Below are 23,871 nucleotides of genomic sequence, written 5' to 3' on the forward strand. Positions count from 1 at the left end.
GGGCAGGAACAGCCCGCCGCCGGAAGGATCTTCAGGTGCAGGCCCCACCATACGTCGGTCACCGACATATACAAATCACTTGACTGATCTGCGTGGCGCGGTCAGGGCGACAGGATCGCCGAGGCCGTGGTCCTCCACCCGGCGACCGTCCTGGCCACGAGGTAGAGCACGCGCAGGCGCTGGAACTCACGTCCGCCGCTGTCGTTGCGCACCCAGGTCACCTCGACGAGGACCGACCGCCCGTTCAGGGCACGGACTTGGAGGTCTAGCGCCGCACTGCCTCCGTAGTCGGCGTCCCGCAGGGTCTGCAGCTCGTTGGCGAGTCCGGCCGTGAGCGCGTCGGTGGAGGCGAGCACCATGTGGGCGGCGTCGGTGGTCATGGTGATCGGTACGTCGAAGTAGTCGAGCAGTGGCGCCGGGTCGGTGCGGCCGGCGGCGGCCAGGCCGATGAAGGTGCTCACGTACTGGTCGAACCAGGTTCTGACGTCCGCTTCGACTGCGGAGAGATCCGTGTGCGGCATGAGCTTCCTTGCTCTCGTGCAGACCGGGTACGGGGCGGCCGGCCGGCTGTCGACCCGTCACGGCGGCCACCGGCCGGGCCGTCGGGCCCGCACCTGCAGGTCTCCGAGGCGTGGGGATTATTACGGTATCGACCAGATTGCCACCCTATTCCCCACCGGCCTACGCAACGCGCCCACCGACCGGGCCGCCCCGACCCACCCGTCCCGCGCCACCCGCCACCCGCCACCCGCCACCCGCCAGGGGCGTGATCCGTCGTCAGTTGCCGTTCTGGCAGGATGATGAGATGACTCATGGACGTCAGACCGTCGGCTCGGGGTCGCCTCTGGAGCCGGAGATCGGCTTCTCCCGCGCGGTGCGGGCGGGAGCGTACGTCGCCGTCGCCGGGACGGCTCCCATCGGGGAGGACGGCTCCACCGTCGGACCCGGCGATGTCCACGCCCAGACCGTACGGTGCCTGGACATCGCCGAGAGGGCGCTGCGGGAGGCGGGAGCGTCCCTCGCGGATGTCGTGCGGACCCGCATCATGCTCACCGATGTGACGCAGTGGAAGGAGGCCGCACGCGCACACGGCGAGCGGTTCGTCTCGATCAGGCCCGCCACCACCTTCGTGGAGGTGTCCCGTTTCATCGATCCCGAGTGGCTCGTCGAGGTGGAAATGGATGCGGTGACGACTGCTCAAGAACCGCAGTGAGCCGTGGTGTTGCCGGAGACCGGCGCCCGGCCGCCGAGGGGCGGTACGGATCGCCCTGTTAGCGTGGCCCCTGGCGGAGGGGGAGTACGCGCATGGCATGGAGCACGTTTCGGATCGGTGGGGACCTGGAGGTGCGCAGGCTCGGTTTCGGGGCCATGCGGCTGCCGACGGGGCCCGGCACCGGCACCCGCCAAGCCTCCCTCGCGGTGGCACGGCGCGCGGTCGAGCTCGGCGTCACACTGATCGACACCGCCCACCTGTACGGCTGGGGAGCCAACGAGGAACTTCTCGCCGAGGCTCTGTACCCCTACCCGGACGGGCTGCTCATCACCACCAAGGTCGGCGTCGCCCGATCGGCGTCCACCGGTGAATGGGGCCTCGACGGGCGGCCGGACGTCCTGCGGGGGCAGGTCGAGCAGGCCCTGCGCCGGCTGCGGGTGGAGCGGATCGAGCTGCTGCAGTTGCACCGCATCGATCCGGAGGTCCCTCTCGCCGATCAGCTCGGTGCGCTGCGGGAGCTCCAGATCCAGGGCAAGGTCGGCCGGATCGGACTGTCGGAGGTGTCCGTCGCGGAGCTCGAACAGGCCCGCGGCCTCATCGACGTGGCGAGCGTGCAGAACCGGTACAGCCTGCTCCACCGCGAGCACGAACCGGTGCTCGCGGCCTGCGAGGCGGCGGGGATCGCGTTCCTGCCCTGGCAGCCCGTCGCCGGAGCGGTGTCGGCGACGAGGGCCACGTCGGGCGCAGCTGCGACGACGGCCGAGACCGCCGCGGCAGCTGCGGCAGCTGCCGCAGCTGCGGCAGCCGCAGTCACGGCCGCCCTGGCCTCCGTCGCCGCCGAACTCGAAGCCACCCCGGCGCAGGTCGCGCTCGCGTGGCTGCTCGGCCGCTCGCCGGTCATCCTCCCGATCCCGGGCACCGCACGGGTCGACCACCTGGAGGAGAACGTCGCCGCGGCGCAGCTCCGCCTCTCCCCCGCCCACCAAGACCGCCTCGACCGCCTGTCCCCGCCGTAGGGCCGAACCGTTTGCGTCAGGCCGTGGGGGCGGGCCGCCCGTCGAGCAGGCGGGTGCGGAACAGGTCGAGGACGGTGTCGAGCGCCTGCCGTGTGGGCTGTCCCGGCTCGTCGACGAGATGTTCCGTCAGGACGGAGTGCGGCGAGAGGGCGCTCGCGGGGTTCGCCGCACTGTCGTCGAGTTCGACGGCGACGAAGGACTCACCGAGCTCGCGCCGCAGGTACGCGAACCGGTCGCCGGGGACCAGCCGGTCGCCCCGGAACCGCAGTCCCAGCACCTGGAGCCCGTCGCGCTCGCAGCGTCCGCGGACGACCGCGAGCTCCTCGGGGCTGATGTCGATGGCGCCGGCACGGCTCGCGGTGCACGCGAGCGGGAGCGACGGCTGGGACAGCACCGGTGCGACGAGGCGTTCGTCGGTGGCCATGGCCAGGGCGAACCCGCCGGTCAGACACATGCCGACGGCGCCGACCCCCGGGCCGCCGCAACGCTCGTGCTCGGCGGCGGCCAGGGCGCGCAGCCACCGTACGACGCGCGAACTGCGCCCCGTGGCCAGCAGGGTGAACTCACGGCTCACGCACACCTGCCACAGCGACGAGGCCATGGTGCGGCCGGTTCTCGCCCATCCGACGACACCGGGACTCGCCTCGCGGCCGGGCACACCGAACAGGACGGGGAGTACGGCGGTGCAGCCGATCGCCGCCACGTGTTCGGCGAATTCGATGACCTTGGGGGTGATGCCCGGGATCTCCGCCATGATGATCACAGCGGGACCCGTGCCCTGGTGGAGCACGGAGCGGGTGGCGCCGTCGTGGGTGAACGTGGTCTGCGTGAAGCCGTTCAGGTCGTGGTCCGGCACGCGCCTGCTCCTTCGGTCGACTCTCGTGGGGACCTAGAAATTACCGATAAGTAGGCGCCGGCCGTCAACCGATGGAGATGACGTTTGTGCAGCGCCGGGCGCGCCGGCTCCTCCCTCGGGCGGGGCGCCAACGGCTGGATCAGGTCGATCAGTTCGTGATCTTTCACGCCCACGTTCACTCGATCGACGGCGGATATTGATCGTTAGGCATAGTCCAGGACGGCCAGGAGCGTTCAAACCATCTGTGCGGGTGAAGCTGACACCTTGCAGCCAAGAGCGGAGATGTCCTGATATGCACTGTGGGGTGCACCGGTGGGACTAGAACTGTGCGCATGCCCCCCACGGTGCCGAAATCGACCATTCGAGTCGATGCCTGATCCTTCCGTGCCTGAGGCGACGCCGTTCCGGTGCGCCCTGAGTACGGTCCTGCACGCCGAAGGGGCCGGGACGTGCCGGGGACATCCCGGCAGACAGCACGTGCCGCCCGGCGCATGCCCGGTCGGCGATTTCGAGAGGACGGCTTCGTGAGCCACCCGCAGGACGACAACACGATCAGCGCGGTCACCGCGGCACAGTTGAGCCGGATCGCCGGTCAGGGCATCTACAGCTCGGCCACCGCCATCGACCCGGCCGCCGCCAACGTCGCCAAGGCGCTGGTCGCCACGCTGGACGGCTCGGCAAAGAAGGCGGTGCTCACCCCTGACCTCCAGAAGCTGACGGAGCAGGTGCGGCAGAAGGCGACCATCGGCTTCCCCCGGATCACCGCAAACGACGGGGTGAAGCTTTCGGCGCACACGATCAAGCTCAACACCTCGGAGCCCCGACCCCTGGTGATCGTGCCGGCGGGCTGGACCCCCTTCGGCTGGGTCCTGTTCGAGTACACGTATCTTCAGCTGGCGCTGCGCGGCTACCACGTGCTGGCCTACACCCCTCGCGGCATCGGTCTCACGGTGCCCGTACCCGGCGGCGGGTACGTCGACGCCCCGTTCACCTCCGGGGGCACGATCGACGTGGCAGGTCCCAAGGACCGGTCCGACGGCTCCACCGTCATCGACTACGCCCAGGAGCACTTCAACCCGAGCAGGATCGCGTTCCTCGGCGAGTCCTACGGGTCGGGCATCAGCCAGCTGGTCGCGGCGCACGACCCGGCGGCCCGCGTGGACGCCGTGGTTGCCCTGAGCACGTGGGGCGACCTGGCCGACAGCCTCTACCAGAACGACACCCGGCACCTGGCGGCCGTGCAGGCCCTGATCGCCTTCACCGGCGGCCCGATCGAGCGGAAGTTCGACGACGCCACCCGGCGGATGCTGGAGGACTTCCTGGCCGGCCGGAACCTCGATCTGGTGGTGGCGTGGGGCAAGCAGCGGTCGCCGTCCTCGTGCGCCGACCAGACCAACGACCGTGGCATTCCCACGTTCTTCTCGAACACGTGGCACGAGACGCTGTTCCCGGTCAACCAGGCCATCGCGCACTTCGAGCGGCTGACCGTGCCCAAGCGGCTCAACCTCTGGATCGGCGACCACGCCGCACCCGAGGGCGCCGGCCTCACCATGCCCTTCAGCGGGCCGAACGTGCCCGTCGAGGAGGCGCTCGCCTGGCTCGACCACCATGTGCTCGGCGCCGACAACGGCGTTGGCGGATGGCCTGCGGTCAACAGCCAGATCATGTTCACGTACCAGACCCGGACCGACCCGGAGACCGGACAGAACGTCATCACCGAACCCGCCGTACGCGAGGCCAGGCCGTCCTGGGCGGACGTCACCACCTCCACCGAACGCTGGTACCTCACCGCCTCCGCGGCCGACCGGCAGGACGGCGGCCTCGCCACCGCACCGGACACGGGCTGGAAGCGCGAGTTCGCCGCCGGAGAGCTCACCGAAGCCACCGCGGTGGACGAGATCATCACGACCGGCCAGGCGGAGTGGAAGGGCAACCCGAAGGCCTACCCCACCGACGCCTTCGACCGCCGGCACCTCGCCGTGTGGACCAGCGGCCCGCTCCAGGCGGCCCGCCGCATCCGCGGCGTCCCCGAGCTCACGCTGACCCTCCGCAGCTCCGCGGCCGCCACGACCCTGGTGGCCTACCTGTTCGACGTCAGCCCTGACAACACCGCCCGCATCATCACGCACGAACCCCTCACCCTGTCGGAGTTGTCCACCGGCGAGGACCGCAACGTCACCTGGCAGCTCCAGGCCGCCGGCTACGACCTCGTCCCGAACCACCGGCTCATGCTGGTCGTGAACAGCAAGGACAAGCTCTACTCCGACGCACACACGGGCAGCAGCACCACCACGATCACCTCCACCGACGACATCGCCGCTCACCTGGTACTGCCCCTCGGCTGACCCGGCACAGACCGGCACCGCACCTCGCGCCCCCGGTCCGACAGCCGGCGAGCGGGCCCCATGGCCGCTCGCCGGCTGTCCGTCAGATCACCGGGGGTGCTGAACGGCGCTTCGGCAGCGGCGGAGTCGGGCGGAGGTTGACCTCAACCAACCTTGAGCTCCTAGGTTCGTTCCAGAACCGCGGGAACCGACCGGCGGTCCTTTGCGAGGAGTTCGCCATGACCGAGCGCGCCGATGCCGTCGAGATCCCCGTCCGCTACCACCACGCGGTGATCCCGCACATCATGGTCGACGACGCCGGCGCCGCGATCGACTTCTACCGGCGGGCCTTCGACGCCCGCGAGGACTTCAGGATCGACGCTCCGGACGGCGGCGTCCTGCACGCCGAGATCACCATAGGACGCTCGGTCCTGATGCTGGGCGACGCGAGCGTGGAGGAGGCGCAGGCCGGCTCGTTCGCCGCGCCGGCCGCGCTCGGCGGTGGCACCTCCGTCACCCTCCACGTCTTCGTGTCCGACGTCGACGCTCTGGCGGAGCGTGCGGAGACAGCCGGCGCGGAGATCCTCCAGCCGCCGACGAACATGTTCCACGGCGACCGCACCGTCATCCTCAAGGACCCTTCCGGTCACATGTGGGTCTTCCTGACCCACATGGAGGACGTCTCGGACGAGGAACTCCGCCGTCGGCTGGCCGCCGGGTGACCGGCGCTCCATCCGTCGCGCCCGGTCAGGCGAGGGTGCGGGTCCACAGGGTGAGGTCGCTGCTCGTCGCGACGGCGAGGGTCCGCCCCGACGGGGAGAAGCCGACTGCCCGCAGCTCCGAGTAGTACGAGTGGAAGACGTGCCACCACTGCTCGCCGTGCGGGCCGGAGTGCGGAACCCCGCCATCGACGGAGAGCAGTACGCGGTCACGCGGCCAGGCGGGACTCACGACCTCCAGCGTCCAGCCGTCGTCAGTGGTCGTGTGCAGGCCGCCACCGTACAGCCCGGCGATGCGTACCCGGCTTCCGGCGACCGGACCCAGGCCCGGGCAGGAGAGATCGGGTACCGCATCCGGCGTGCTGTCGTCGGGATCGGGGTCCCGGTCGCGCGCGATCTTCTCCCCGGTGACCGAATCGAAGAGGCCGTGGCCGTCGTTCGAGACGACCATCACCAGGTCGTCTCCGGTGTCGGGGTGGGTCGCGAAACCTATGCCCAGCAGCCCGCCCACCGGGACGAGGGGATCGAAGACCGGCCGCCAGGGAACGGGGGCCGGGACCACGGGGGCGGCGAGCATCTGCTCCCGCAGCTCCTCCTGGTACGGGGACAGCCCCGCCGACCCGCTCCTGCTCGTTTTCATCACCGGACCATGATGCGGCCCCTCCCGGTCCGTCCCCTACGGAGGGCGGCATCCGACGGGCACTCCCGGGAGAGCGGCGGAGGGCGGTGGAGGGGGCGGGGGCCGCGCCAACGGCCCCCGCCTGCGCGTGTTCCGGACCGTGGCGCCCGCGCGAGCGGTGGCGAATCTTCAGGGATCCGCCGCGGAAGCAGTATGCGCCGCGCGGTGGTTGTTCAGGGCGGCCGGTTCTTCGTGAACGACTCCGGCCGTGCGGGTGGCCGTGAGCTGGGGGGATCCGTGGGCACGGGAATTGTTCACGGCAGGGGGGCCGGGTCCGGGAAAAGTTCAGCAGGGCGGACATCCCCGGAATAGCGGGCATGTCCGCTTATCAACAAGTGGTGTTGCCGGCAGCCGGGCTCGGGCATGGTTGAGGAGCGCCCGCGGCCTTCCGGGCCGGGAGCGGACCGCCCGCAGCGCCAACTGCGGGCCCGCGCAGGCGCAATGCACTCCCTCCGGACCGTTGCTTTCGAAGGAGTTGTCCTCGTGGTCATTTCACCGGCTTCCTTTCCGCGCCTGTGCGGGCTCCCCTCCCTACTCGGTGTGAAGATCGTCGTGGTCGTGGTGGTGGCCGTGGTGACGGCCGTCATGGGCGGGCTCGGGTACTCCCCCGGTACGGCGCTCGGCGTGATCGTCATGGTGACGACCACCGCTCTCGAACTGGGCCGCCGGATCACCGCCGACGGCGGCGACGGCGGCGCCCGGCCCGACCGGATCGGCCGGTAGCGCCGTGGGCACGGGGCGGCGGGGGCGGCCGCAGCGGCCGCTCGACACGACGGTCCCGGCCCTGGCGGAGCTCGCGCAGGAACTGCGCGAGCTCCGTGCCGCGGCCGGGCTGACCCTGGACAACCTCTACGCCGTCACCCATTGGAGCAAGGGCGCACTCAGCGCGGCCACCACCGGTCGGGACCTGCCGCGCTGGGACCTCGTCAAGGCGTGGGTGACCGCCTGCGATCCGGAGGCCAACCTGGACCTCTGGCAGGCCCGGCACCGCCGTGCCCGCGCACAGTACGAGCGGACCCGCCTCGTCCTGCCCGCGGGCCGCCCGCCGGCCGGCCGTACGCACCCCGCGCCGCGCGTGCCGGACACCCCGGCCGGGCCCCGGCCCAGCTCACTGGAACGGGACGCCTGGCGGACCCTCGCCCCCGACCGACGGCCGTGGGGGGTAGCCGCCCATCCGGCCCCGATCCCGTTGCGCTTCACCACCGTCGGGCCCGACTTCACCGACACCGGATCCGACGCCGCCGACCTCACCGGCCACTACGACCAGATCGGGGAGATCTTCGCCCTCACCGGAACGCGGCGCCTGCTGGTGCTCGGCGACCGCGGCAGCGGCAAGACCCAGCTGGCCCGCCATCTCGGCACCCGGCTGCTGACGGCGGACGGTGGCGGCTCCGTGCCCGTGGTGCCCGTACTGGTGTCGCTGCGCGGATGGCGCCCCGAGCGCGGCCCGGACAGCCTGCTCGCCTGGATCGCCGACGCACTCACCGGCTGCACCACCGAGGACGTCCGGACCCTCCTCGGACGGCACCGGCTGCTGCCCATCCTCGACGACTTCGACAGCCTGACCCTGCGTCAGCGCGGCCGGGCACTGTACACCTTCAACCAGCTGCCGCAGCAGGCCCCGTTCGTCCTCGTCAGCGGGTGGGCCGAGTTCACCCGGACCGTCGAGCAGACCGACACCGTCATCGCCGGGAGCGCCGGCGTCCGGCTGCTCCCCGTGGGCGTCGACGACCTCGACGGCTGGATCCAGCGCAGCTCCCGCTCCCGTAAGAAGGAGCAGGACTGGGCACCGGTCCTGGCGGCGCTCGCCGGCCGGCCGGACCTGCCGGCCGCCACCGTCCTCGCCGACCCGACGCTGGCCGGCGCGGCCAGACTGCTCTACACGGACGGCCGGGCCGTGCCCGCCGAGCTGGTGGCCGAGGGTGCCACCGTCGAGGCCCTCGAAACCCGGCTGGTCCAGCACCTCTTCGGCTCCTTCCCGCCCTACCGCCAGCACGGCGGGATGGGCGGGCACCAGCTCCAGGAACAGCACCGCCTCCAGGCGCTGCACCTGCTGGCCCGGCGGGAGCAGGAGGAGGAAGCACCCGTGGGCGACCTGCGGGTGCTGTACCGGGGGCGCCGTCCCTCCCGCAGCCGGGCCGGCGTCCAGGCTGCCCTGCTGTGTCTGCTGTCGTGGGTGTTCCTCGGCCTGGTGCAGGTCGGCGACAGCGCGAGCCGGTACACCGCTTCCGGTTCCGCCTCCCCCGTCGAGGCGGCCACGCTCATCCCCGGAGTGATCATCGGGGCCGGCTGGTACGTGTACCTGCGGAACCGGCTCGACTGCAGGGCAGCGCGGCCGGACCCCCTCTGCCGGGTGCGGTCGTGGCTGCTGCGGAGCATCCCGGCCGGGGTCGCCCTGATCCTCGCGACGGCGGTCGGCCCCCGTGCGGATACCGAACGGTTGTCCCTGGTCGTGGCCGCGGCGCTGCTGGCGGGTGCGGTGTGGCTGGCCGAGCAGGCCTCGCGCCGGCCGGAGCCGCACTGGTTCCTGGCCGAGCTGGCCCTCGTACCCGTGCTGATGTTCGTGGTGCTGCCGGGGGACACCGTGGCGGCCCTGCCGGTGCTGCTGCCCGTCCTGCTGGGCGTCACGGTGACCGGGCACTGGCTGCGGGCGGTCCTCACCTCGCGCTTCGGGCTGTGGGGCCTGTACCCGGGGGTCGTGCTCGGCCTGCTCGCCGATGCGACGGACCCGGACGTCCTGCGGGCCGGGCGGGACGGCTGGTCCTTCACGCATCCTGCCGTGGCGCGCTGGTACCGGAAGGCCGCCGTCGGCTCGCCCGACGCGGAGAACACCGCGGAACCGGCTCCGGTTCACCGTGGAGCATGGCCGGGACCTCCGGGACCCGTGCCGCAAGGACCCGTGCCCCCGCCACCCCTGTCGCCGCCCCCGCTCCCGCCCGCCGGAGGACCGGCGGGATGAACGGGCCCCCCGCTCGTGCGGGGCGGCGGGCCCGGTCCCGTGGCTAGGCCGTCGGGGAGAGGACGGTGTCCTCCGGTTGGCGTGCCGTGGACTGGGTGCTGCCGGCGACGATCAGGGCGAGTAAGACCGCGGCCGCCTCGCTCTGCAGGATCCGGGCGGCCTGCTTCAGCCGGCCGGGATCGGGGACCGGGATGGAGAGGGCCACGCATTCCGCGTTCGGGCCCGCGGTGATCGGCACTGCCGCGCACACCGTGCCGAGCGCGTACTCCTGCAGGTCGAGAAGGGGGGCGTTGGGCGGGCGGGTGTCGAGCTGGTGGAAGAGGGCCTGCTGGCTGGTGAGGGTGTGGACGGTGAAACGGGTGAGCCGGTGGCGGGCCAGGTGGTCCTTCCTGTCGTCGTAGTCGAGCTGTGTGAGCAGCGCCTTGCCCACCGCGGAGGCGTGGGCGGCGGCGCGGAAGTCGACCCACTCCTCGACCACGGGGGTGGCGGGGCCGTCGGCGTACTGGGTGATGGAGACCTCTCCATCGGTGTAACGGGCGACGTAGACGGCGGCGCCGACCGCGTCCCGCACCCATGCGAGGGTCTCGCGCAGGTGTCCGCGGCCCTCTCCGTAGTCGGCCAGGAGGAGGGCGTGGCCGGCGAGGTAGGCGTCCGGTCCGATCGGGATGGCCAGGCCGGCGCGGATCAGCTGTTCCACGGCCCGCGCGAGGACGAGCTGCGGCAGCTTCGTCTCGCGGGCGATCTGCGTCAGGTTGACCCCGCCCGAGTAGCGGTTGATCACTTCCAGGACGCGCAGCGCCTGGTGGACGGACTCCAGTGCTGCGGGCGCCGGGCGTCCTTCGGGGGTCTTACGGGCCGCGTGGGTCAGGTGTGGCTGTTTCAGTGCTTCGAGGGCCCATGCGTTCGCCTCCTCCGTCAGGTGCAGGGGGTTGAGCCGGGCGTTCTGCGCGACGGCGACCGCGACCTGCGGGCCGGGGGTGAAGACCTCCCCCAGGTCGGGGTGCTCCTCGTGCGGCCGGGCCGTGAGGGCCTGGCGCAGCCGCGCGGGGAGCCGCAGCGGAGGCCGTCCGGCCCGGCCGGGTCCGGCGGAGAGGGCGGTGAGGTCCTGGGTGGTGATGGGCGGCGAGGTCCAGATGACGGAGGCTCCGAGGGCCTCTTCGAGGTGTTCCGGGGATGGCGGCAGGGTCGGCAGGTGCTCATCGGGGGGCAGGGTCTGGGCCTGGTGCTTCCAGTAGCGGGCGGTCGCGACCTCGGCGCGGGCGAGGTGGTGGAGGTAGAGGCAGCGGGCTGCGGTCTGGGAGCCCGCACCGGCCGCGTACTGGAACCAGAACTGCGCGCCGTCCGTGCGGTCGGCCAGGTGCAGCAGGCAGCCGAAGAGCAGCGCCGAGTGCGCGCCGTGCGGCCAGGAGTCTGCATCCAGGGCGAGTTCGGCGAAGTCCCGGCTCTCCACGAGGGACCACGTGAGGTCGTCCAGGCCGCGGGCGGCCCGTACGTGGCAGGCGGCGTCCAGGACGAGGTCGTCGGTGGCGGCCGATGCCGGCTGCCTCCGGGCGGGCAGGGATCCACCGGTGGTGGTTCCGGTCGCCGAGCGGGCGCGGTCGGCGACGATCCGGCGGGCGATCCGGCGCCTCGCGGCCCCTTCGTCGTATCCGGCGTACTCCTCCGCAAGTACCGTCGCGTCCTCCAGGGCCGCGTCCAGTTCGCACAGCGGCATGTCACGGTTGCAGGGCATGTCGCTCACTGATCCTTCTCCTCTCCGGGGATCCAGTCGACCCCGAGCTTGCGGGACAGGGTTCGGCGCGCGCCGCGGATGTGCGAGCGGACCGTCGCGGGGGTGATCCCCATCATCCGGGCGACGGTGTCGGAGTCGTTGCCGAGGAGGAAGGCCAACAGCACCACGTCGTACTGTCGTTCGGACAGGCCTGCGATCGCCGCGTACAGTCCGAGCTTCGACTCCAGCAGTTCCAGCCGTTCTCTCGAGGACCGGCGCAGCGCGGCGAACCACGCCGTCTCCACCATCGCCACCTGCCGTCCCAGGACCGCCAGCCTCCTCTCGACGTGCTCCCGCAGCACCGCCCAGGCGAAACCGTGGAGGCTCGCCTCCTTCAGCGCCTGGCGCCACACCTTCAGCAGGAAGGTGAACACGTCGTCGACGACTTCCTCGGCGTCCTTGGGGTTCCCGAGCTGGAGGTGGGCGTAGCGCAGATAGGCGCGGTGCTGCTGGGAGTGGAACGCGGTGAACTCCACCGGAAGGACCCCGGCCAGCTCGCTGGAGACCGCCTGGTCCCCCGATGGATCGAATTCGCCTTCGCTCATACGCTCCCCCACAGCTGTTCAGCGCTCCCCGCCGGGGCGGCGGAAAACTCACGGTGACGGACGGGGGGTACGGCGAGGCGGCGAAGGACGGTCGGCCCACCCGCCCCCGTCCGTACCCCCACGCCCGGCAGGCGCACGCGCGCCCTGAACCCATCGGCCACGTCGACCGCTTCGGCCATGTCGGCCATTTGGACCACGAAAAAATCGACTACGAGACATACGAGAGGGACGAGAGGGACGAGACAACGGACCGCGGTGGCGGTTAACAGCGCGAGGGCGACCGTCTCGGCAACATTCACTTCGGCGCGGAACCTTCCAAGTGGACCATGTGTAATCGGCGTGCCTGCCCCCGGACCGGCAGCCGCGGAGCGCCAGGCGCGCTCCTCATCACCACCCCATCGGAAATCGAGCCGGATCGTGCAAGCCGGTCCGGGAAAATCTTCAGAAGGAAGCGCATCCGCCTCCCCGCGCGCCCTGGTCCGCCCGCGCACGCCCCCGGCACACCGCCCCGCGCGGCCGGTCGCCGACGTGCGCCCACACGGGCCGGCACAGGCACGCCACCGCTGTTTCTTTCACACGATCGGATGTCGCTACGGCCCCATCCGGTGGGACACGTCCCGACTCCGCCGTCCCCGGCAGCGGATACCTGCATGGTGGGTCCAGCTTTCGGCGCCCCGGCACTCCGCGCGCGCCCGTCGAAGAGGAAGGGCCTGTATCCGAATGGCGTTCGCGAGGAGTCTGCTGCCCGCCGTGCTCTCCCTGGCCCTGACCGGTGTGCCCGCCGCGCTCCCGGACGCCGCGGCCGCAGCGGCCGCCGTGATCTACGACGGCCAGGTCCGCCACGAGACCGCACTGTTCAGCGTGAAGTCCACCAACAACGCGGCGGCCCAGGAGTTCGCGGTGACCGGCACCCGGCTCTCCCGGGTGAGCGTCTGGCTGGCGAGCGGGGCGGCGACGGGCACCGTGACCGCGCAGATCCGCCGGGTGCGCTCGGACGCGGGGTCGGCCATCGCCTCGAGGACACTGAACCTCGCCGCCCTCGGCGGCGCCGGGGCCGGCTGGGTCGAATTCCCGGTCGACGCCGCCGTCACCCCGGGCACCACCTACTACCTGTTCCTGCAGGCGACGACCACGGAGAACAAGCCGATCGCCTGGTACGGCACCACACGGTCCGTGCCCGGCTCACTGACCAGTTGGAACTACGACCGGGCGTACTGGGGCGGCTGGCACGCCTACGCCTCCCGGCTGGCCTTCTACGTCAATCCCACCGGCAGCGAGCGCTGCGGGGAGACCGAGCCCTGCTACGTACCGGCCTCCGCGCTCGCGGCCCGTACGTCGGGCCTGCTGACCAACCGGGTGGCCACCGAGGCCGTGCTGCCCTCCTTCGCCGTGGGCGCCTCCTACGTCGACGGGAGCAACGTGCTGCGCCTGCCCTCCGGCCGGTGGCGGTACCTGCCCGACGGGGCCTCGGCGTCGGCCGTCGTCGAGGCGGACGACCCGCGCGCCCTGGCGCAGGTCGCCGAGAGCCGCGCGTGGCTGGCCGCGGGCAGGGTGCCGGGTACCACCGCCGTCCAGCGGGCCGCGGCGCAGCGCGCTCTGCTGTCGATGCGGGCGCTGCTGAAGCCCAACGGCGCGTTCGCAGCGGCGTGGTCGCCGCCCTGGGAGTACTCGTGGCCGAGGGACGGCGCCTTCGCCTCGGCCGCGTTCGCCGCCACCGGGCACGACGAGGAGGCGTACCGGATCCTGGACTACGACGCGCTGACCCAGCGGGCCGACGGGACCTGGGAGGCCCGGACCAAGCTGGACGGCAGCGGCCCCCCGGACGCGCGGAAGTGGCAGCTGGACGGCAACGGGTGGGTGCCCTGGGCGACCTGGCAGTGGTACCAGGCGGCGCCGCCCGGCAGCCGGGACGAACGGCTGGGCCGGCTCTACCCGATGGTGCGGAAGGCGGCCGACTACGCGGCGCGGTCCCTCGGGCCGGACGGGCTGCCTCCGGCGTCCCCGGACTACTGGGAGCTGGACACGACGACCGCCAACATCGGTACGGCCGCTCCCCTGCTGGCCGGCCTCAACGCCGCCGCCGACCTGGCCGACCGGCAGGGCATGAGCGGGGACGCGGAGCGCTGGGCGGACGCGGCCCGGCGGCTGTCCGCCGCGATCGCCACGCACTTCGCTCCACTGGGGTACCAGCGGACCGTCGACGGCAAGCACGGCCGGGACAGCGCGGTGGCCTTCATGGCACCCCCGTTCAACGCCGCCCCGCCCGGTCTCGGCGGGGCGCTGGACTCCACCTACCGGGCGCTGCTGCTGCCCAACGGCGGCGTCTCGCCCGGCAACGACCCCTCCTTCAGCTGGGGTTCGTACGCGTGGACGGCCAGCACCTCCTTCTTCGCGCTCGCCTGGTCCGGTACGGGCGAGCAGGCGAGGGCCGGCCGGGTGCTCGACTGGGTGCTGTCCAAGCGCAACGGGCTGGGCGAGCTCCCCGAAACGGTGAACGGGGCCGGACTGCCGTCCTCGGTCGCGCCCCTGGGCTGGACGGACTCGCTGCTCGTGCTCACCGCGCTGGCCCTGCAGGGCTCCCCGCAGCCGACCCCGCCTGCGCGGGCGGTCACGGGCGGCCGCGGGCTTGGCGGGAATCCGACGCCCGCACGCGGCGGGTCCGCCGCGGATTCAGTAACGTGATCCGCCTCTGAACGCGGGTCACGTGCACGGTGCTTCGTCGGGAGGCGGTCATGCGGGGCGGATCGATTGCGGTGGTCGGCGGAAGCATCGCGGGCTGCGCCGTCGCCACGGCGGCGGCGCGGGCCGGTGCCGGCGAGGTCGTGGTGCTGGAGCGCACGCGCGGACGGCTCGAGGACCGGGGCGTGGGCCTCTGCATCCACAACGAGCGGGCCGTCGAGCTCGGCGCGAGCGGGGCACTGCCCGCGGGGATCGCGGCGCACCGGCTGGAGCGGCGCCGCTGGGTGGTGCGCGACGACGCCTCCGGGCCGGGCGGCCGCGTGGTGTGGGAGCAGCCGTTCCCCTTCCACTCCTACCACTGGGGACTGCTGTGGCGCGGGCTCCGGGAGTCGGTCCCGGACTCGGTGGTCTACCGGCAGGGGGAGACGGTGACGGGCGTCGGGGCGGCCGGGAGCGCGGGCGCCGAGGTGCGGCTCGCGGGCGGCTCCGTCGAACGGTTCGACCTGGTCGTCGGCGCCGACGGGTACCGGTCGGTGGTGCGCGAGGCGCTCTGCCCCCGGTCCCGGCCGCACTACGCCGGGTACGTGTGCTGGCGCGGGAACTTCGACGCGGCGCTGCTGGCGGGGCCGGGCGGTGACGCGGACTCGGTGCCGGAGGCGGTGACCACCGTCTGCTTCGCGGGCGGCACCTGCGTGGTCTACCGCATCCCCGGACCGGACGGGCCGCGGGTGAACTGGGTGCTCTACGCCCCTCCGCCGCGCGGCGGCGGGCTGCGCTTCGACGACCCGACGAGCTTCCCGCCGGGCGGGCTGACCCCCGAACTGGCGGGACACCTGCGTGCGTTGCTCGACCGGGAGTTTCCGCCGTACTGGGGACGGGCGCTCGCGCTGACGGCTCCGGCGGACACCTTCGTCCAGCCCATCTACGATCTGGAGACCGCCCCCACCGCCGCGGGCCGGCTGCTGCTCGCGGGCGACGCGGCCACCGTCGTACGACCGCACAACACGAGCGGGGCCGCCAAGGCCCTGCAGGACGCCACCGCCCTCGCCGACGGGTGGCGGCGCGCCGGGTCGTTCGAGGAACTGCTGCACGGCTACGAGGAGTCCCGCGGGGCGGCCGGACGGGAGCTGGTCGCGCTGGCCCGCCGACTGGGGCGGGCCCAGGTCGAGGAGACCCCGTCCTGGGCGGCCATGAACGGCGGCGAGATGGCGGCGTGGTGGCAGGGCCAGCTCGCCGGGGCCCCCGGCATCGGGGGCCAGGCGATGGCCCCGTAGGCCCGGCCCTGCCACCGACCGCCGACCGCCGGCCATCGCTCGCGAACCACCAGCCGCCGTCGGCTACCGGCTACCGGCTACCGGCTACCGGCTACCGATGACGGTGTTGCTGGTGATCGTGCCGTCCGCGCCGGAGACCGTGACCGCGTGGCGGACGCCGTCCGGTCCGAGGACCACGGCCAGCCAGGCGCTGCCTCCGCCGTCCTGCGCGATCACGCGCAGGCCCTCGACCTTCCCGCCCGTCACGGCCGCGGCGGCCTTGTCGGCCGCCTCGCCGATGGCCAGGGAGGGCAGGGGCGCCGGGGCGGCCTTGTGCAGTCCGCCCTTCCCGCCGGGAGCACCGGGCACTCCGGGGGCGTTCGGCGCACCGGGTCCGCCGAGCTCGCGCCGCTCGGACACCTCCGGACCGCCGCGGCCGCCCTTGAACACGTGCGGCGGCGCGCCCTCCGGCCCGCCCCTGAACCCGCCCTTCTCGCCGGGCTCGGCCCGGACGATGCGCGGGCCCCGGTCCCCGTGGTGGTGATGGTCGGCCACGGCGGCCGCCGCCACTCCCCCGCCGACGACCACCACGGCCGCGCCCGCCGCCACCCAGCGGGCGGTCTTGGTACGCGGCACCAGGCGGCCCAGGGCCGCCCCCTTGCGGACTCCGGCCTCCGGCGCGTTCTCGGGCTGCTCGGACGGCGGGACAGAATCAGACATACAGGCGCTCCTCAGGACAACCGGGCACTGCGCCCGGCTCGTCCCCGAGCATGCTGAGCGGATGCTGAAGCCCCGCTGAAGCCACCTGAAGACCTCTTCAGCCAGGAGCGGGCGGGGCCTGAGATCCTGTCCGGCATGCGCGTACTGGTGGTGGAGGACGAACGACGGCTGGCCGTGGCCCTGCAGCGGGGGCTCCAGTCGGAGGGGTTCTCGGTGGACGTGGCCCACGACGGGTCCCAGGGCCTGTGGATGGCCACCGAGCACGACTACGACCTGATCGTGCTCGACATCATGCTGCCCGGGCTGAACGGCTACCGGGTCTGCTCGAAGCTGCGCGCCGCCGGCAACGAGTCGGGGATCCTGATGCTCACGGCGAAGGACGGGGAGTACGACGAGGCGGAGGCCCTGGACACCGGCGCCGACGACTTCCTGTCCAAGCCGTTCTCCTACCTCGTCCTGGTCGCCCGGCTGCGCGCGCTCGGGCGGCGTACGGGCCGCAGGCGCCCTCAGGTGATGCGCTTCGGCGACCTGGTGCTCGACCCGGCCCGCCACTCCTGTTCCCGTGGCGGCACGGAGATCCGGCTGACCGCACGGGAGTTCGCGGTGCTGGAGTACCTGGCCCGGCGCTCCGGCGAGGTGGTGCCCAAGCGGGACATACTGGAACAGGTGTGGGACAGCGCCTTCGACGGCGACCCCAACGTCGTCGAGGTCCACGTCAGCGCCGTACGCCGCAAGATCGACGCTCCGTTCGGCCGCGCCGCGCTGGAGACCGTACGGGGCGCCGGGTACCGGCTGGCGGTCGACGGTGGCTGAGCGACCCGGCGCGCACCCCCGTCCGCTTCCCGGCCTCCGCCGCCGGGTCGGCGCCGCCCTGCGCGCGGTCGCGGGCGCGGTCCTGGGCCGGTGGCCCGCGCTGCGGAGGCTGTGGCCCACCACCGTGCGGGCCCGGGCCACCGTGGGGGCCAGCGTGGTGGTGGCCGCGGCTCTGTCGCTCGCCTCGTTCGCCCTGCTCGGGCTGCTCGAGGACAACCTGATGCGCAACGCCGAGAACGACGCCCGGCGGCAGGCCGAGACGGTGGCCCAGCTCGCCGCCACCGGGAAGCTGGGGCGCCTGCGCGCGCCCGCCCGCGGCGTCGAGTTCGTCCAGGTGGTGAGCGCCGACGGGCGGGTGCTGTTCGCCAGCCCGAACCTGCTGGACGTTCCCCCGCTGCCGCCGGCCACCCCCGGACCGCCGGGGCCCCGCGTCCACACGTGGAAGGTCCGCCCGTTCGGCGGCGAACACCGGCAGCGGGTCGTCCAGGTCATCACGGACACCCCCGACGGTCCGGCCACCGTCTACGCCGGCGCCTCGCTGCGGGACGCGGACGCGGCCGACGACACCACGACCGCCGCCCTCGTCATCGGCATGCCCCTGCTGCTGGCCACCGTCGCCCTGGTGACCTGGCGGGTCACCGGTCATGCGCTGAGGCCGGTGGAGGAGATCCGCGCCGAGGTCGCCGCGATCTCCGACCGGGACCTGCACCGCAGGGTGCCGGTCCCGGCCACCCGCGACGAGGTCGCCCGCCTGGCGGAGACGATGAACGCCACCCTGGACCGGCTGGAGGCCTCCGGCATCCGCCAGCGGCAGTTCATCGCCGACGCCTCCCACGAACTGCGCAGTCCCATCACCGTCCTGCGCACGCAGCTGGAGGTGGCCCTGGCCGTCCGGGACCCGGAGCTGTGGCCCGAGCTGATCGGCGGGGCCCTGGAGGACATCGAACGCCTCCAGCACCTCGCGGCCGATCTGCTGCTGCTCGCGCGCATCGACGCGGCCCAGCCCGTCGCGGCCGTCCCGCTGGACCTGACCGCCCTCGTACGCGAGGTGGTGGAGGGCCGGCTCGGCGACCGGGTCCCCGTACGGGCGGACCTCGAAGCGGACGTCGAGGTCACCGCGAGCGCACTGTGGCTCGGCCGGGTCGTCACCAACCTCGTCGACAACGCGCAGCGCTACGCCGAGCGGAGCGTGGACGTCACCCTGCGCACCACCGCACGCGGCGTGGTGCTGGAGGTCGTCGACGACGGTCCCGGCATCCCCGCCTCGGACCGGGAGCGGATCTTCGAGCGCTTCACCCGGCTCGACGACTCGCGCAGCCGCGACCACGGCGGAGCGGGGCTGGGCCTGGCGATCGCCCGCGATCTGAGCACCCATCACGGTGGCACGCTGACGGCCGAGGACTCGGCGCGGGGCGCGCGGCTGGTGCTGCGGCTGCCGGCGACGCGTCAGCTCTGAAGGACCTGTTCCAGCGCCCCGGGCAGGGGGCATCGGGTGCGGGGATCGCCCCCGTGGGCGGGTGGTCTCAGTCCGTGAACAGCTGCCGCATCTTCAGCACCAGTTCGTACATCCCGTACGCGAAGGGCGCACCGACCCAGAGCCAGGCGACGAGGAAGAGGGCGCGGCGGCGGCCGGTCACGGGGTCGCTCCTTCCTGCGGGACGGGCACGGCCGCGGGACCGGCGGCCGGCGGCTGGTGGTGCCGGGGGTCCACGGGACGTACGAGCTCGTTGGCGACGAAGCCGACGGCGAGGAGGCCGATCATGACGAGGAAGGACGGGCCGTAGAGCGCGGGCCCGGTACGCCCGGCGGCCTTGCCGGCGTCCGCCACGGTGTTGACGATCAGCGGGCCGAGGATTCCGGCCAGGGACCAGGCGGTCAGCAGCCGGCCGTGGATCGCGCCGACCTGGAAGACGCCGAAGAGGTCCTTCAGGTAGGCCGGGATCGTGGCGAAGCCCCCTCCGTAGAAGGACAGGATGACGGCGGCGCATCCGATGAAAAGGAACGTGGAGGAGCTTCCGGAGAGCGCGACGAGGAGGTACATCAGCGCGCCGCCGCCCAAGTACACCCGGTAGATCCGTTTGCGGCCGATGAGGTCGGAGGCGGACGACCACAGGAGGCGGCCCAGCATGTTGGCGAGCGAGAGCAGCCCGACGAAGCCCGTGGCGGCGCCCGCGGCGACCGGTGCCGTTGTCCCGGCGAAGAAGTCCACGATCATCGGGGCGGCCCTTTCCAGGATGCCGATGCCCGCCGTGACGTTCGCGCACAGGACCACCCACAGGCACCAGAACTGCGGGGTGCGCAGGGCGTCGCGGGCGGAGACCCGGGCACCGGTCACCGGGGGACGGCGGCCGGCCGCGGCGGGGGCGGGCTCCGGCCGCTCCGGGGGCGCCCAGTCCGGCGGCGGCAGCCGTACCAGGAGCACGCCGAGGGTCATGAAGACGCCGTACCCGACTCCCATGACCAGGAAGGTCTTCGAGAGGCCGGTGGTGTCCGTCCCGAAGGCGTCCAGCAGGTACGCCGACCAGGGTGCGGCAATCAGCGCGCCGCCGCCGAAGCCCATGATGGCGATGCCGGTGGCCATGCCCGGACGATCGGGGAACCACTTGATCAGCGTGGAGACCGGGGAGATGTAGCCGATGCCGAGGCCCGTGCCGCCGATGACGCCGTAGCCGAGCACCACGAGCCAGTACGCGTGGGTGGCGGCGCCGAGCGAGGCGACCAGGAATCCGGACGCGAAGCAGGCTGCCGACACGGTCATCGCCCAGCGCGGCCCGTTGCGTTCCACGAGGGTGCCGCCGAAGGCCGCCGACAGTCCGAGCATGACGATGGCCAGTTGGAACGGGACGGCGGACGCGGTGCCGGAGAGTCCGAGGGAGGTCTCCAGGGGCGGCTTGAAGACGCTCCAGGCGTAGGTCTGGCCGATGGCGAGATGGATGGACAGGGCGGCGGGCGGAACGAGCCAGCGGCTCCATCCCCGGGGTGCGGGGGTACGCAGTCCGGCGAGCATGCCGCGGACCGTACCGCATCCCGCCCCAACAGCGTTGGGGCGAGCGGAAAATGCGGTGCCCCGGGCAGGGAGGCGATCTAGACTCGCCGTGCGCGCTGCCGAGAGGGCACCGCGCGTCTCATACCGAGTGAAGAGAAGGGGAGCCCGGCCATGCGCACGCACCGCACCGCCGTTTTCGCTCCCCCGTCCCGGTACGACGTGATCCCGGTGTCTCGCAGCGCGCGGTGCCGGCTGCGCGGCCGTCACCGTATGCCCGTGACGCACTTCTAGATCCCTTCACGTTCCGTCCGCTTCAGCTTTCCGCTCCTCGTACGCCCCCGCCTGCCCGGGCCTCTTCCGGGCGCGGGGCGGCGACGGCGCTGTGGCTGTGTGCGGGGGCCGGGGATCGCGTCCGGGAATCGCGCCGCCGCTTTCTCTTCTCACTCGAAAGGCCTGGGCCATGCGCGCCAACGGGCGACCCCTCACCACCGCTTCCCCCTCCGCCGTCCGCAATCTGGGCATCCTCGCCCACGTCGACGCCGGCAAGACCACGATCACCGAGCGCATCCTGTTCGCGACCGGTGCCACCCACAAACGGGGCGAGGTCCATGCCGGAACGACCGTCACCGACTACGACCCCCAGGAGCGCGACCGCGGCATCACGATCTTCGCCGCGGCCGTGAGCTGCACCTGGGACGGACACCGGATCAACCTGATCGACACCCCGGGGCACGTCGACTTCTCCGACGAGGTCGAGCGTTCCCTGCGGGTGCTGGACGGGGCCGTCGCGGTGTTCGACGCGGTCGCAGGAGTCGAGCCGCAGAGCGAGTCGGTGTGGCGGCAGGCCGACCGGCACGGTGTGCCGCGGATCGCGTTCGTCAACAAGCTCGACCGGGCCGGCGCCGACCTCGACACGGCGGTCGCGTCGATCCGCCGGCGGCTGGGCACCGTACCCCTCGTGGTGCAGCTGCCCATCGGCCGGGAGGACGCGTTCACCGGTGTCGTCGACCTGCTGGGGATGCGCGCGCTGCACTGGCACGCCGGCTCCGACACCTACGAGACGGGACCGGTTCCCGAGCCGCTGCGCGAGGAGGCGGACCGGCGGCGCCGGCTCCTGGAGGAAACGGTGGCGGAGCTGCACGCCGAGGCGCTGGAGGAGTTCTGTGCCACCTCGGCGCTGACCGGGCCGACGCTGGCCCGCGCCCTGCGGGAGCTGACCCTGCGCGGGGACGGCGTGGTCGTGCTGTGCGGCTCGGCGTACCGCAACCGCGGGGTCGAACCGCTGCTGGACGCGGTCCTGGCGTACCTGCCCTCGCCCGCCGACATGCCGCCCGTACGGGGGATGGCGGACGGCGCGGAGCAGGAGCGCGCGCCCGATCCGGCGGGGCCGTTCACGGCCCTCGCCTTCAAGGTGACGGCGACCCCGACCGGTCGGCTCACCTATCTGCGGGTGTACGCGGGCACCTTGCGCAAGGGCGCGACCGTACTGGACGCGGCCACCGGCCGCACGGAGCGGGTCGGCCGGATCCTGCGGGTCCAGGCGGACCGGCACGAGGAACGGGAGGAGGCGGTCGCCGGTGACATCGTCGCCGTGATCGGGCTGAAGGCCGCCCGGGCGGGCACGACGCTGTGTGCGCCGGGGGCTCCGCTGGTCCTCGAACCGCCCTCGGTGGCTGCGCCGGTGGTGTCGGTCGCGGTCGAGGCCCGTCGCAGCATCGACACCGGGCGGCTCTCGGCGGCCTTGGCGCGGCTCGCCGAGGAGGACCCTTCGCTGGTGGTGCGGTCCGACGCGGAGACCGGGCAGACCGTGCTGTCGGGGATGGGTGAACTGCACCTGGAGGTCGCGGTGGAGAAGATCCGCAGCGGTCACGGGGTGGAGGTCGTCGTCGGCCGGCCGCAGGTCTCCTACCGGGAGACCGTTGTGCGCGGGGTGACGGGCCTGGTCTACCGGCACGTCAAACAGGACGGTGGTGCGGGCCAGTTCGCACACGTCGTCCTCGATGTCGAGCCGTTGGAGGAGGAGGCCTTCGAGTTCCGGTCGGCGGTCGTGGGCGGGCGCGTGCCGCAGGAGTACGCGCGCGCCGTGGAGGCCGGCTGCCGGGACGCCCTCGCCGAGGGCCCGCTCGGCGGGCATCCGGTGACGGGGCTGCGGGTCACGCTCACCGACGGGGCGACCCACTCCAAGGACTCCTCGGAGATGGCGTTCCGGGCGGCGGGCCGGTTCGCGCTGCGCGAGGCGCTGCGCCTGAGCGCGGTGGAACTGCTGGAGCCGGTCGTCGAGGTGACGGTGACCGTTCCCGAGGACGGGGTGGGGGGCGTGCTGGGTGATCTGGCGGCCCGGCGCGGCCGGGTCTCGGGGTCCACGGCGCAGTCCGGGACCGCGGTGATCACGGCGTCCGTGCCGCTGGCCGAGCTCTTCGGCTACGCGTCGCGGCTGCGCGGTCGCACCCAGGGCCGGGGCACCTTCACCACCCGGCCGGCCGGTCTCGCGCCGGTACCGGCCTCGGTCGCGGCAGGTCTGCCGGCCCGCTGACCGCGCGGCGCGCGCCGCGCTGTTGCGAGTCGGCCGCTGCGGCCGGTTCCGGTCCTGCCCCGCCCCCGTGCCGCGGGGGCGGGGCGGGCCGGTGCGGTCGCGCTAGTCTGCGGGGACCCCTCGGGTCCCCGCAGACAGACAAGGTGAACATGTTCGAGCCGGTGCAGGAAAACCCCTATCCCGACAGCCACGTCCTGGGCGAGGGCCCCGAGCCGCACCCGCTGCTGCGGCCCGTGCTGCCCCTGCTGGGACGCTGGCACGGCCGGGGCCAGGGCGAATACCCGACCCTGGAGAAGGACTTCCGCTACGAGCAGGAGATCACCTTCAGCCACGACGGCCGCCCTTTCCTGCGCTACGAGGCACGCGCGTGGCTGATCGACGACTCCGGGGCCCCGGTCCGGCCGGCGGGACGTGAGGCGGGCTGGTGGCGGGTGACGCCCGACGCCTCCCTGGAGGTCGTTCTCGCGCACCCCACCGGCATCGTCGAAACGTACGTCGGACGGGTGTCCGGCGCGGAGATCGAGATCGAGACCAAGGACGTGTCGCTGACCCCCCTGGCCAAGGAGGTCACGGCCACGCGGCGCCGCTACACCGTCGACGGCGGGGAGATGACGGTCCTTCACGACATGGCGGCGGTGGGCCGGCCCCTGCAGCACCACCTCACCACCCACCTGCGCCGGCGCCCGACCTAGGCCCTGTCCGGGCGATCTTCGCGGGGCCCGCGACGCTCCCCCAGCTACCGCTGGGAGGTGCCCCCAGGCACGGCACCTCGCCGCGTTGTCGGAGCGCGCGAGTACGGCCAAGT

19 protein-coding genes are annotated in these 23,871 nt (G+C 72.9%); 12 read left to right on the forward strand and 7 right to left on the reverse strand.

Annotation, left to right across the window (positions count from 1 at the left end; all coding sequences use genetic code 11):
- Nucleotides 1–101 precede the first annotated feature (101 nt).
- On the reverse strand, nt 102–521 hold the full coding sequence (locus tag OG472_RS04540; protein WP_405940945.1) for a hypothetical protein: 420 nt from the start codon (nt 519–521) through the stop codon (nt 102–104).
- Between the two features lie 284 nt (nt 522–805).
- Here OG472_RS04540 and OG472_RS04545 point away from each other — a divergent pair, with 284 nt between their 5' ends.
- Together OG472_RS04545 and OG472_RS04550 are read left to right on the forward strand one after the other, a co-directional pair.
- Complete coding sequence (locus OG472_RS04545) at nt 806–1,213, forward strand: RidA family protein (protein ID WP_405940946.1); 408 nt, start codon at nt 806–808, stop codon at nt 1,211–1,213.
- Nucleotides 1,214–1,305: 92 nt separating this feature from the next.
- Complete coding sequence (locus OG472_RS04550) at nt 1,306–2,229, forward strand: aldo/keto reductase (RefSeq protein WP_405940947.1); 924 nt, start codon at nt 1,306–1,308, stop codon at nt 2,227–2,229.
- A gap of 16 nt (nt 2,230–2,245) precedes the next feature.
- On the opposite strand, the gene OG472_RS04555 is transcribed toward OG472_RS04550, so the two are convergent.
- A complete protein-coding gene (locus OG472_RS04555) occupies nt 2,246–3,085 on the reverse strand; it encodes a dienelactone hydrolase family protein (protein ID WP_405827920.1) in 840 nt (279 codons plus the stop codon).
- A 524-nt stretch (nt 3,086–3,609) separates the two neighbouring features.
- Here OG472_RS04555 and OG472_RS04560 point away from each other — a divergent pair.
- Nucleotides 3,610–5,430, forward strand: a complete 1,821-nt coding sequence (locus OG472_RS04560) for a CocE/NonD family hydrolase (RefSeq protein WP_405940948.1) — start codon at nt 3,610–3,612, stop codon at nt 5,428–5,430.
- Nucleotides 5,431–5,648: 218 nt separating this feature from the next.
- Entirely contained in the window at nt 5,649–6,131 is a 483-nt protein-coding gene (locus OG472_RS04565) for a VOC family protein (protein WP_405827924.1), read from the forward strand.
- Nucleotides 6,132–6,156: 25 nt separating this feature from the next.
- On the opposite strand, the gene OG472_RS04570 is transcribed toward OG472_RS04565, so the two are convergent.
- Nucleotides 6,157–6,768, reverse strand: a complete 612-nt coding sequence (locus tag OG472_RS04570) for a hypothetical protein (RefSeq protein ID WP_405940949.1) — start codon at nt 6,766–6,768, stop codon at nt 6,157–6,159.
- A gap of 579 nt (nt 6,769–7,347) precedes the next feature.
- On the opposite strand from OG472_RS04570, the gene OG472_RS04575 reads away from it, so the two are divergent.
- Nucleotides 7,348–7,530 (forward strand): hypothetical protein, encoded by a 183-nt coding sequence (locus OG472_RS04575; protein WP_405940950.1) that lies wholly within the window; start codon nt 7,348–7,350, stop codon nt 7,528–7,530.
- A gap of 4 nt (nt 7,531–7,534) precedes the next feature.
- On the forward strand, nt 7,535–9,766 hold the full coding sequence (locus OG472_RS04580; RefSeq protein ID WP_405940951.1) for a helix-turn-helix domain-containing protein: 2,232 nt from the start codon (nt 7,535–7,537) through the stop codon (nt 9,764–9,766).
- A gap of 43 nt (nt 9,767–9,809) precedes the next feature.
- Here OG472_RS04580 and OG472_RS04585 read toward each other — a convergent pair whose 3' ends face one another.
- Complete coding sequence (locus tag OG472_RS04585) at nt 9,810–10,634, reverse strand: IclR family transcriptional regulator C-terminal domain-containing protein (protein ID WP_401604474.1); 825 nt, start codon at nt 10,632–10,634, stop codon at nt 9,810–9,812.
- 869 nt (nt 10,635–11,503) lie between these two features.
- The gene (locus tag OG472_RS04590) at nt 11,504–12,082 is read right to left on the reverse strand and encodes a sigma-70 family RNA polymerase sigma factor (protein WP_319732568.1); all 579 of its coding nucleotides are present in this window, start codon (nt 12,080–12,082) and stop codon (nt 11,504–11,506) included.
- Between the two features lie 720 nt (nt 12,083–12,802).
- Between OG472_RS04590 and OG472_RS04595 the strand changes: the two genes are divergently transcribed.
- Complete coding sequence (locus tag OG472_RS04595; protein ID WP_405940952.1) at nt 12,803–14,764, forward strand: hypothetical protein; 1,962 nt, start codon at nt 12,803–12,805, stop codon at nt 14,762–14,764.
- Between the two features lie 50 nt (nt 14,765–14,814).
- Nucleotides 14,815–16,035, forward strand: a complete 1,221-nt coding sequence (locus OG472_RS04600; RefSeq protein WP_405940953.1) for an FAD-dependent monooxygenase — start codon at nt 14,815–14,817, stop codon at nt 16,033–16,035.
- 84 nt (nt 16,036–16,119) lie between these two features.
- Here the strand turns inward: OG472_RS04600 and OG472_RS04605 are convergent, their stop codons facing one another.
- Nucleotides 16,120–16,734 (reverse strand): hypothetical protein, encoded by a 615-nt coding sequence (locus OG472_RS04605; RefSeq protein WP_405827933.1) that lies wholly within the window; start codon nt 16,732–16,734, stop codon nt 16,120–16,122.
- 135 nt (nt 16,735–16,869) lie between these two features.
- On the opposite strand from OG472_RS04605, the gene OG472_RS04610 reads away from it, so the two are divergent.
- On the forward strand, nt 16,870–17,547 hold the full coding sequence (locus OG472_RS04610; protein WP_401602921.1) for a response regulator transcription factor: 678 nt from the start codon (nt 16,870–16,872) through the stop codon (nt 17,545–17,547).
- A gap of 100 nt (nt 17,548–17,647) precedes the next feature.
- On the forward strand, nt 17,648–19,003 hold the full coding sequence (locus OG472_RS04615; protein ID WP_405834770.1) for a sensor histidine kinase: 1,356 nt from the start codon (nt 17,648–17,650) through the stop codon (nt 19,001–19,003).
- Nucleotides 19,004–19,180: 177 nt separating this feature from the next.
- On the opposite strand, the gene OG472_RS04620 is transcribed toward OG472_RS04615, so the two are convergent.
- A complete protein-coding gene (locus OG472_RS04620; RefSeq protein WP_401602923.1) occupies nt 19,181–20,554 on the reverse strand; it encodes an OFA family MFS transporter in 1,374 nt (457 codons plus the stop codon).
- Nucleotides 20,555–20,993: 439 nt separating this feature from the next.
- Here OG472_RS04620 and fusA point away from each other — a divergent pair, with 439 nt between their 5' ends.
- Together fusA and OG472_RS04630 are read left to right on the forward strand one after the other, a co-directional pair.
- A complete protein-coding gene (gene fusA, locus OG472_RS04625) occupies nt 20,994–23,066 on the forward strand; it encodes an elongation factor G (RefSeq protein ID WP_405940954.1) in 2,073 nt (690 codons plus the stop codon).
- A 149-nt stretch (nt 23,067–23,215) separates the two neighbouring features.
- Nucleotides 23,216–23,758, forward strand: coding sequence for an FABP family protein (locus OG472_RS04630; protein ID WP_405940955.1), 543 nt, complete (start codon nt 23,216–23,218; stop codon nt 23,756–23,758).
- Nucleotides 23,759–23,871: the final 113 nt, after the last annotated feature.

It is taken from the genome of Streptomyces sp. NBC_00207 (assembly GCF_045160965.1).
In the GTDB taxonomy this organism is placed as follows: Bacteria; Actinomycetota; Actinomycetes; order Streptomycetales; family Streptomycetaceae; genus Streptomyces.

Excerpts from the sequence above, each read along its gene's own strand:
- OG472_RS04545 (WP_405940946.1), top strand. The coding sequence starts at position 806 with ATGACTCATGGACGTCAGACCGTCGGCTCGGGGTCGCCTCTGGAGCCG.
- OG472_RS04630 (WP_405940955.1), top strand. The coding sequence starts at position 23,216 with ATGTTCGAGCCGGTGCAGGAAAACCCCTATCCCGACAGCCACGTCCTG.
- OG472_RS04595 (WP_405940952.1), top strand. The coding sequence starts at position 12,803 with ATGGCGTTCGCGAGGAGTCTGCTGCCCGCCGTGCTCTCCCTGGCCCTG.
- OG472_RS04590 (WP_319732568.1), bottom strand. The coding sequence starts at position 12,082 with ATGAGCGAAGGCGAATTCGATCCATCGGGGGACCAGGCGGTCTCCAGC.
- OG472_RS04620 (WP_401602923.1), bottom strand. The coding sequence starts at position 20,554 with ATGCTCGCCGGACTGCGTACCCCCGCACCCCGGGGATGGAGCCGCTGG.
- OG472_RS04570 (WP_405940949.1), bottom strand. The coding sequence starts at position 6,768 with ATGAAAACGAGCAGGAGCGGGTCGGCGGGGCTGTCCCCGTACCAGGAG.
- OG472_RS04550 (WP_405940947.1), top strand. The coding sequence starts at position 1,306 with ATGGCATGGAGCACGTTTCGGATCGGTGGGGACCTGGAGGTGCGCAGG.
- fusA (WP_405940954.1), top strand. The coding sequence starts at position 20,994 with ATGCGCGCCAACGGGCGACCCCTCACCACCGCTTCCCCCTCCGCCGTC.
- OG472_RS04610 (WP_401602921.1), top strand. The coding sequence starts at position 16,870 with ATGCGCGTACTGGTGGTGGAGGACGAACGACGGCTGGCCGTGGCCCTG.
- OG472_RS04540 (WP_405940945.1), bottom strand. The coding sequence starts at position 521 with ATGCCGCACACGGATCTCTCCGCAGTCGAAGCGGACGTCAGAACCTGG.
- OG472_RS04565 (WP_405827924.1), top strand. The coding sequence starts at position 5,649 with ATGACCGAGCGCGCCGATGCCGTCGAGATCCCCGTCCGCTACCACCAC.
- OG472_RS04605 (WP_405827933.1), bottom strand. The coding sequence starts at position 16,734 with ATGTCTGATTCTGTCCCGCCGTCCGAGCAGCCCGAGAACGCGCCGGAG.
- OG472_RS04600 (WP_405940953.1), top strand. The coding sequence starts at position 14,815 with ATGCGGGGCGGATCGATTGCGGTGGTCGGCGGAAGCATCGCGGGCTGC.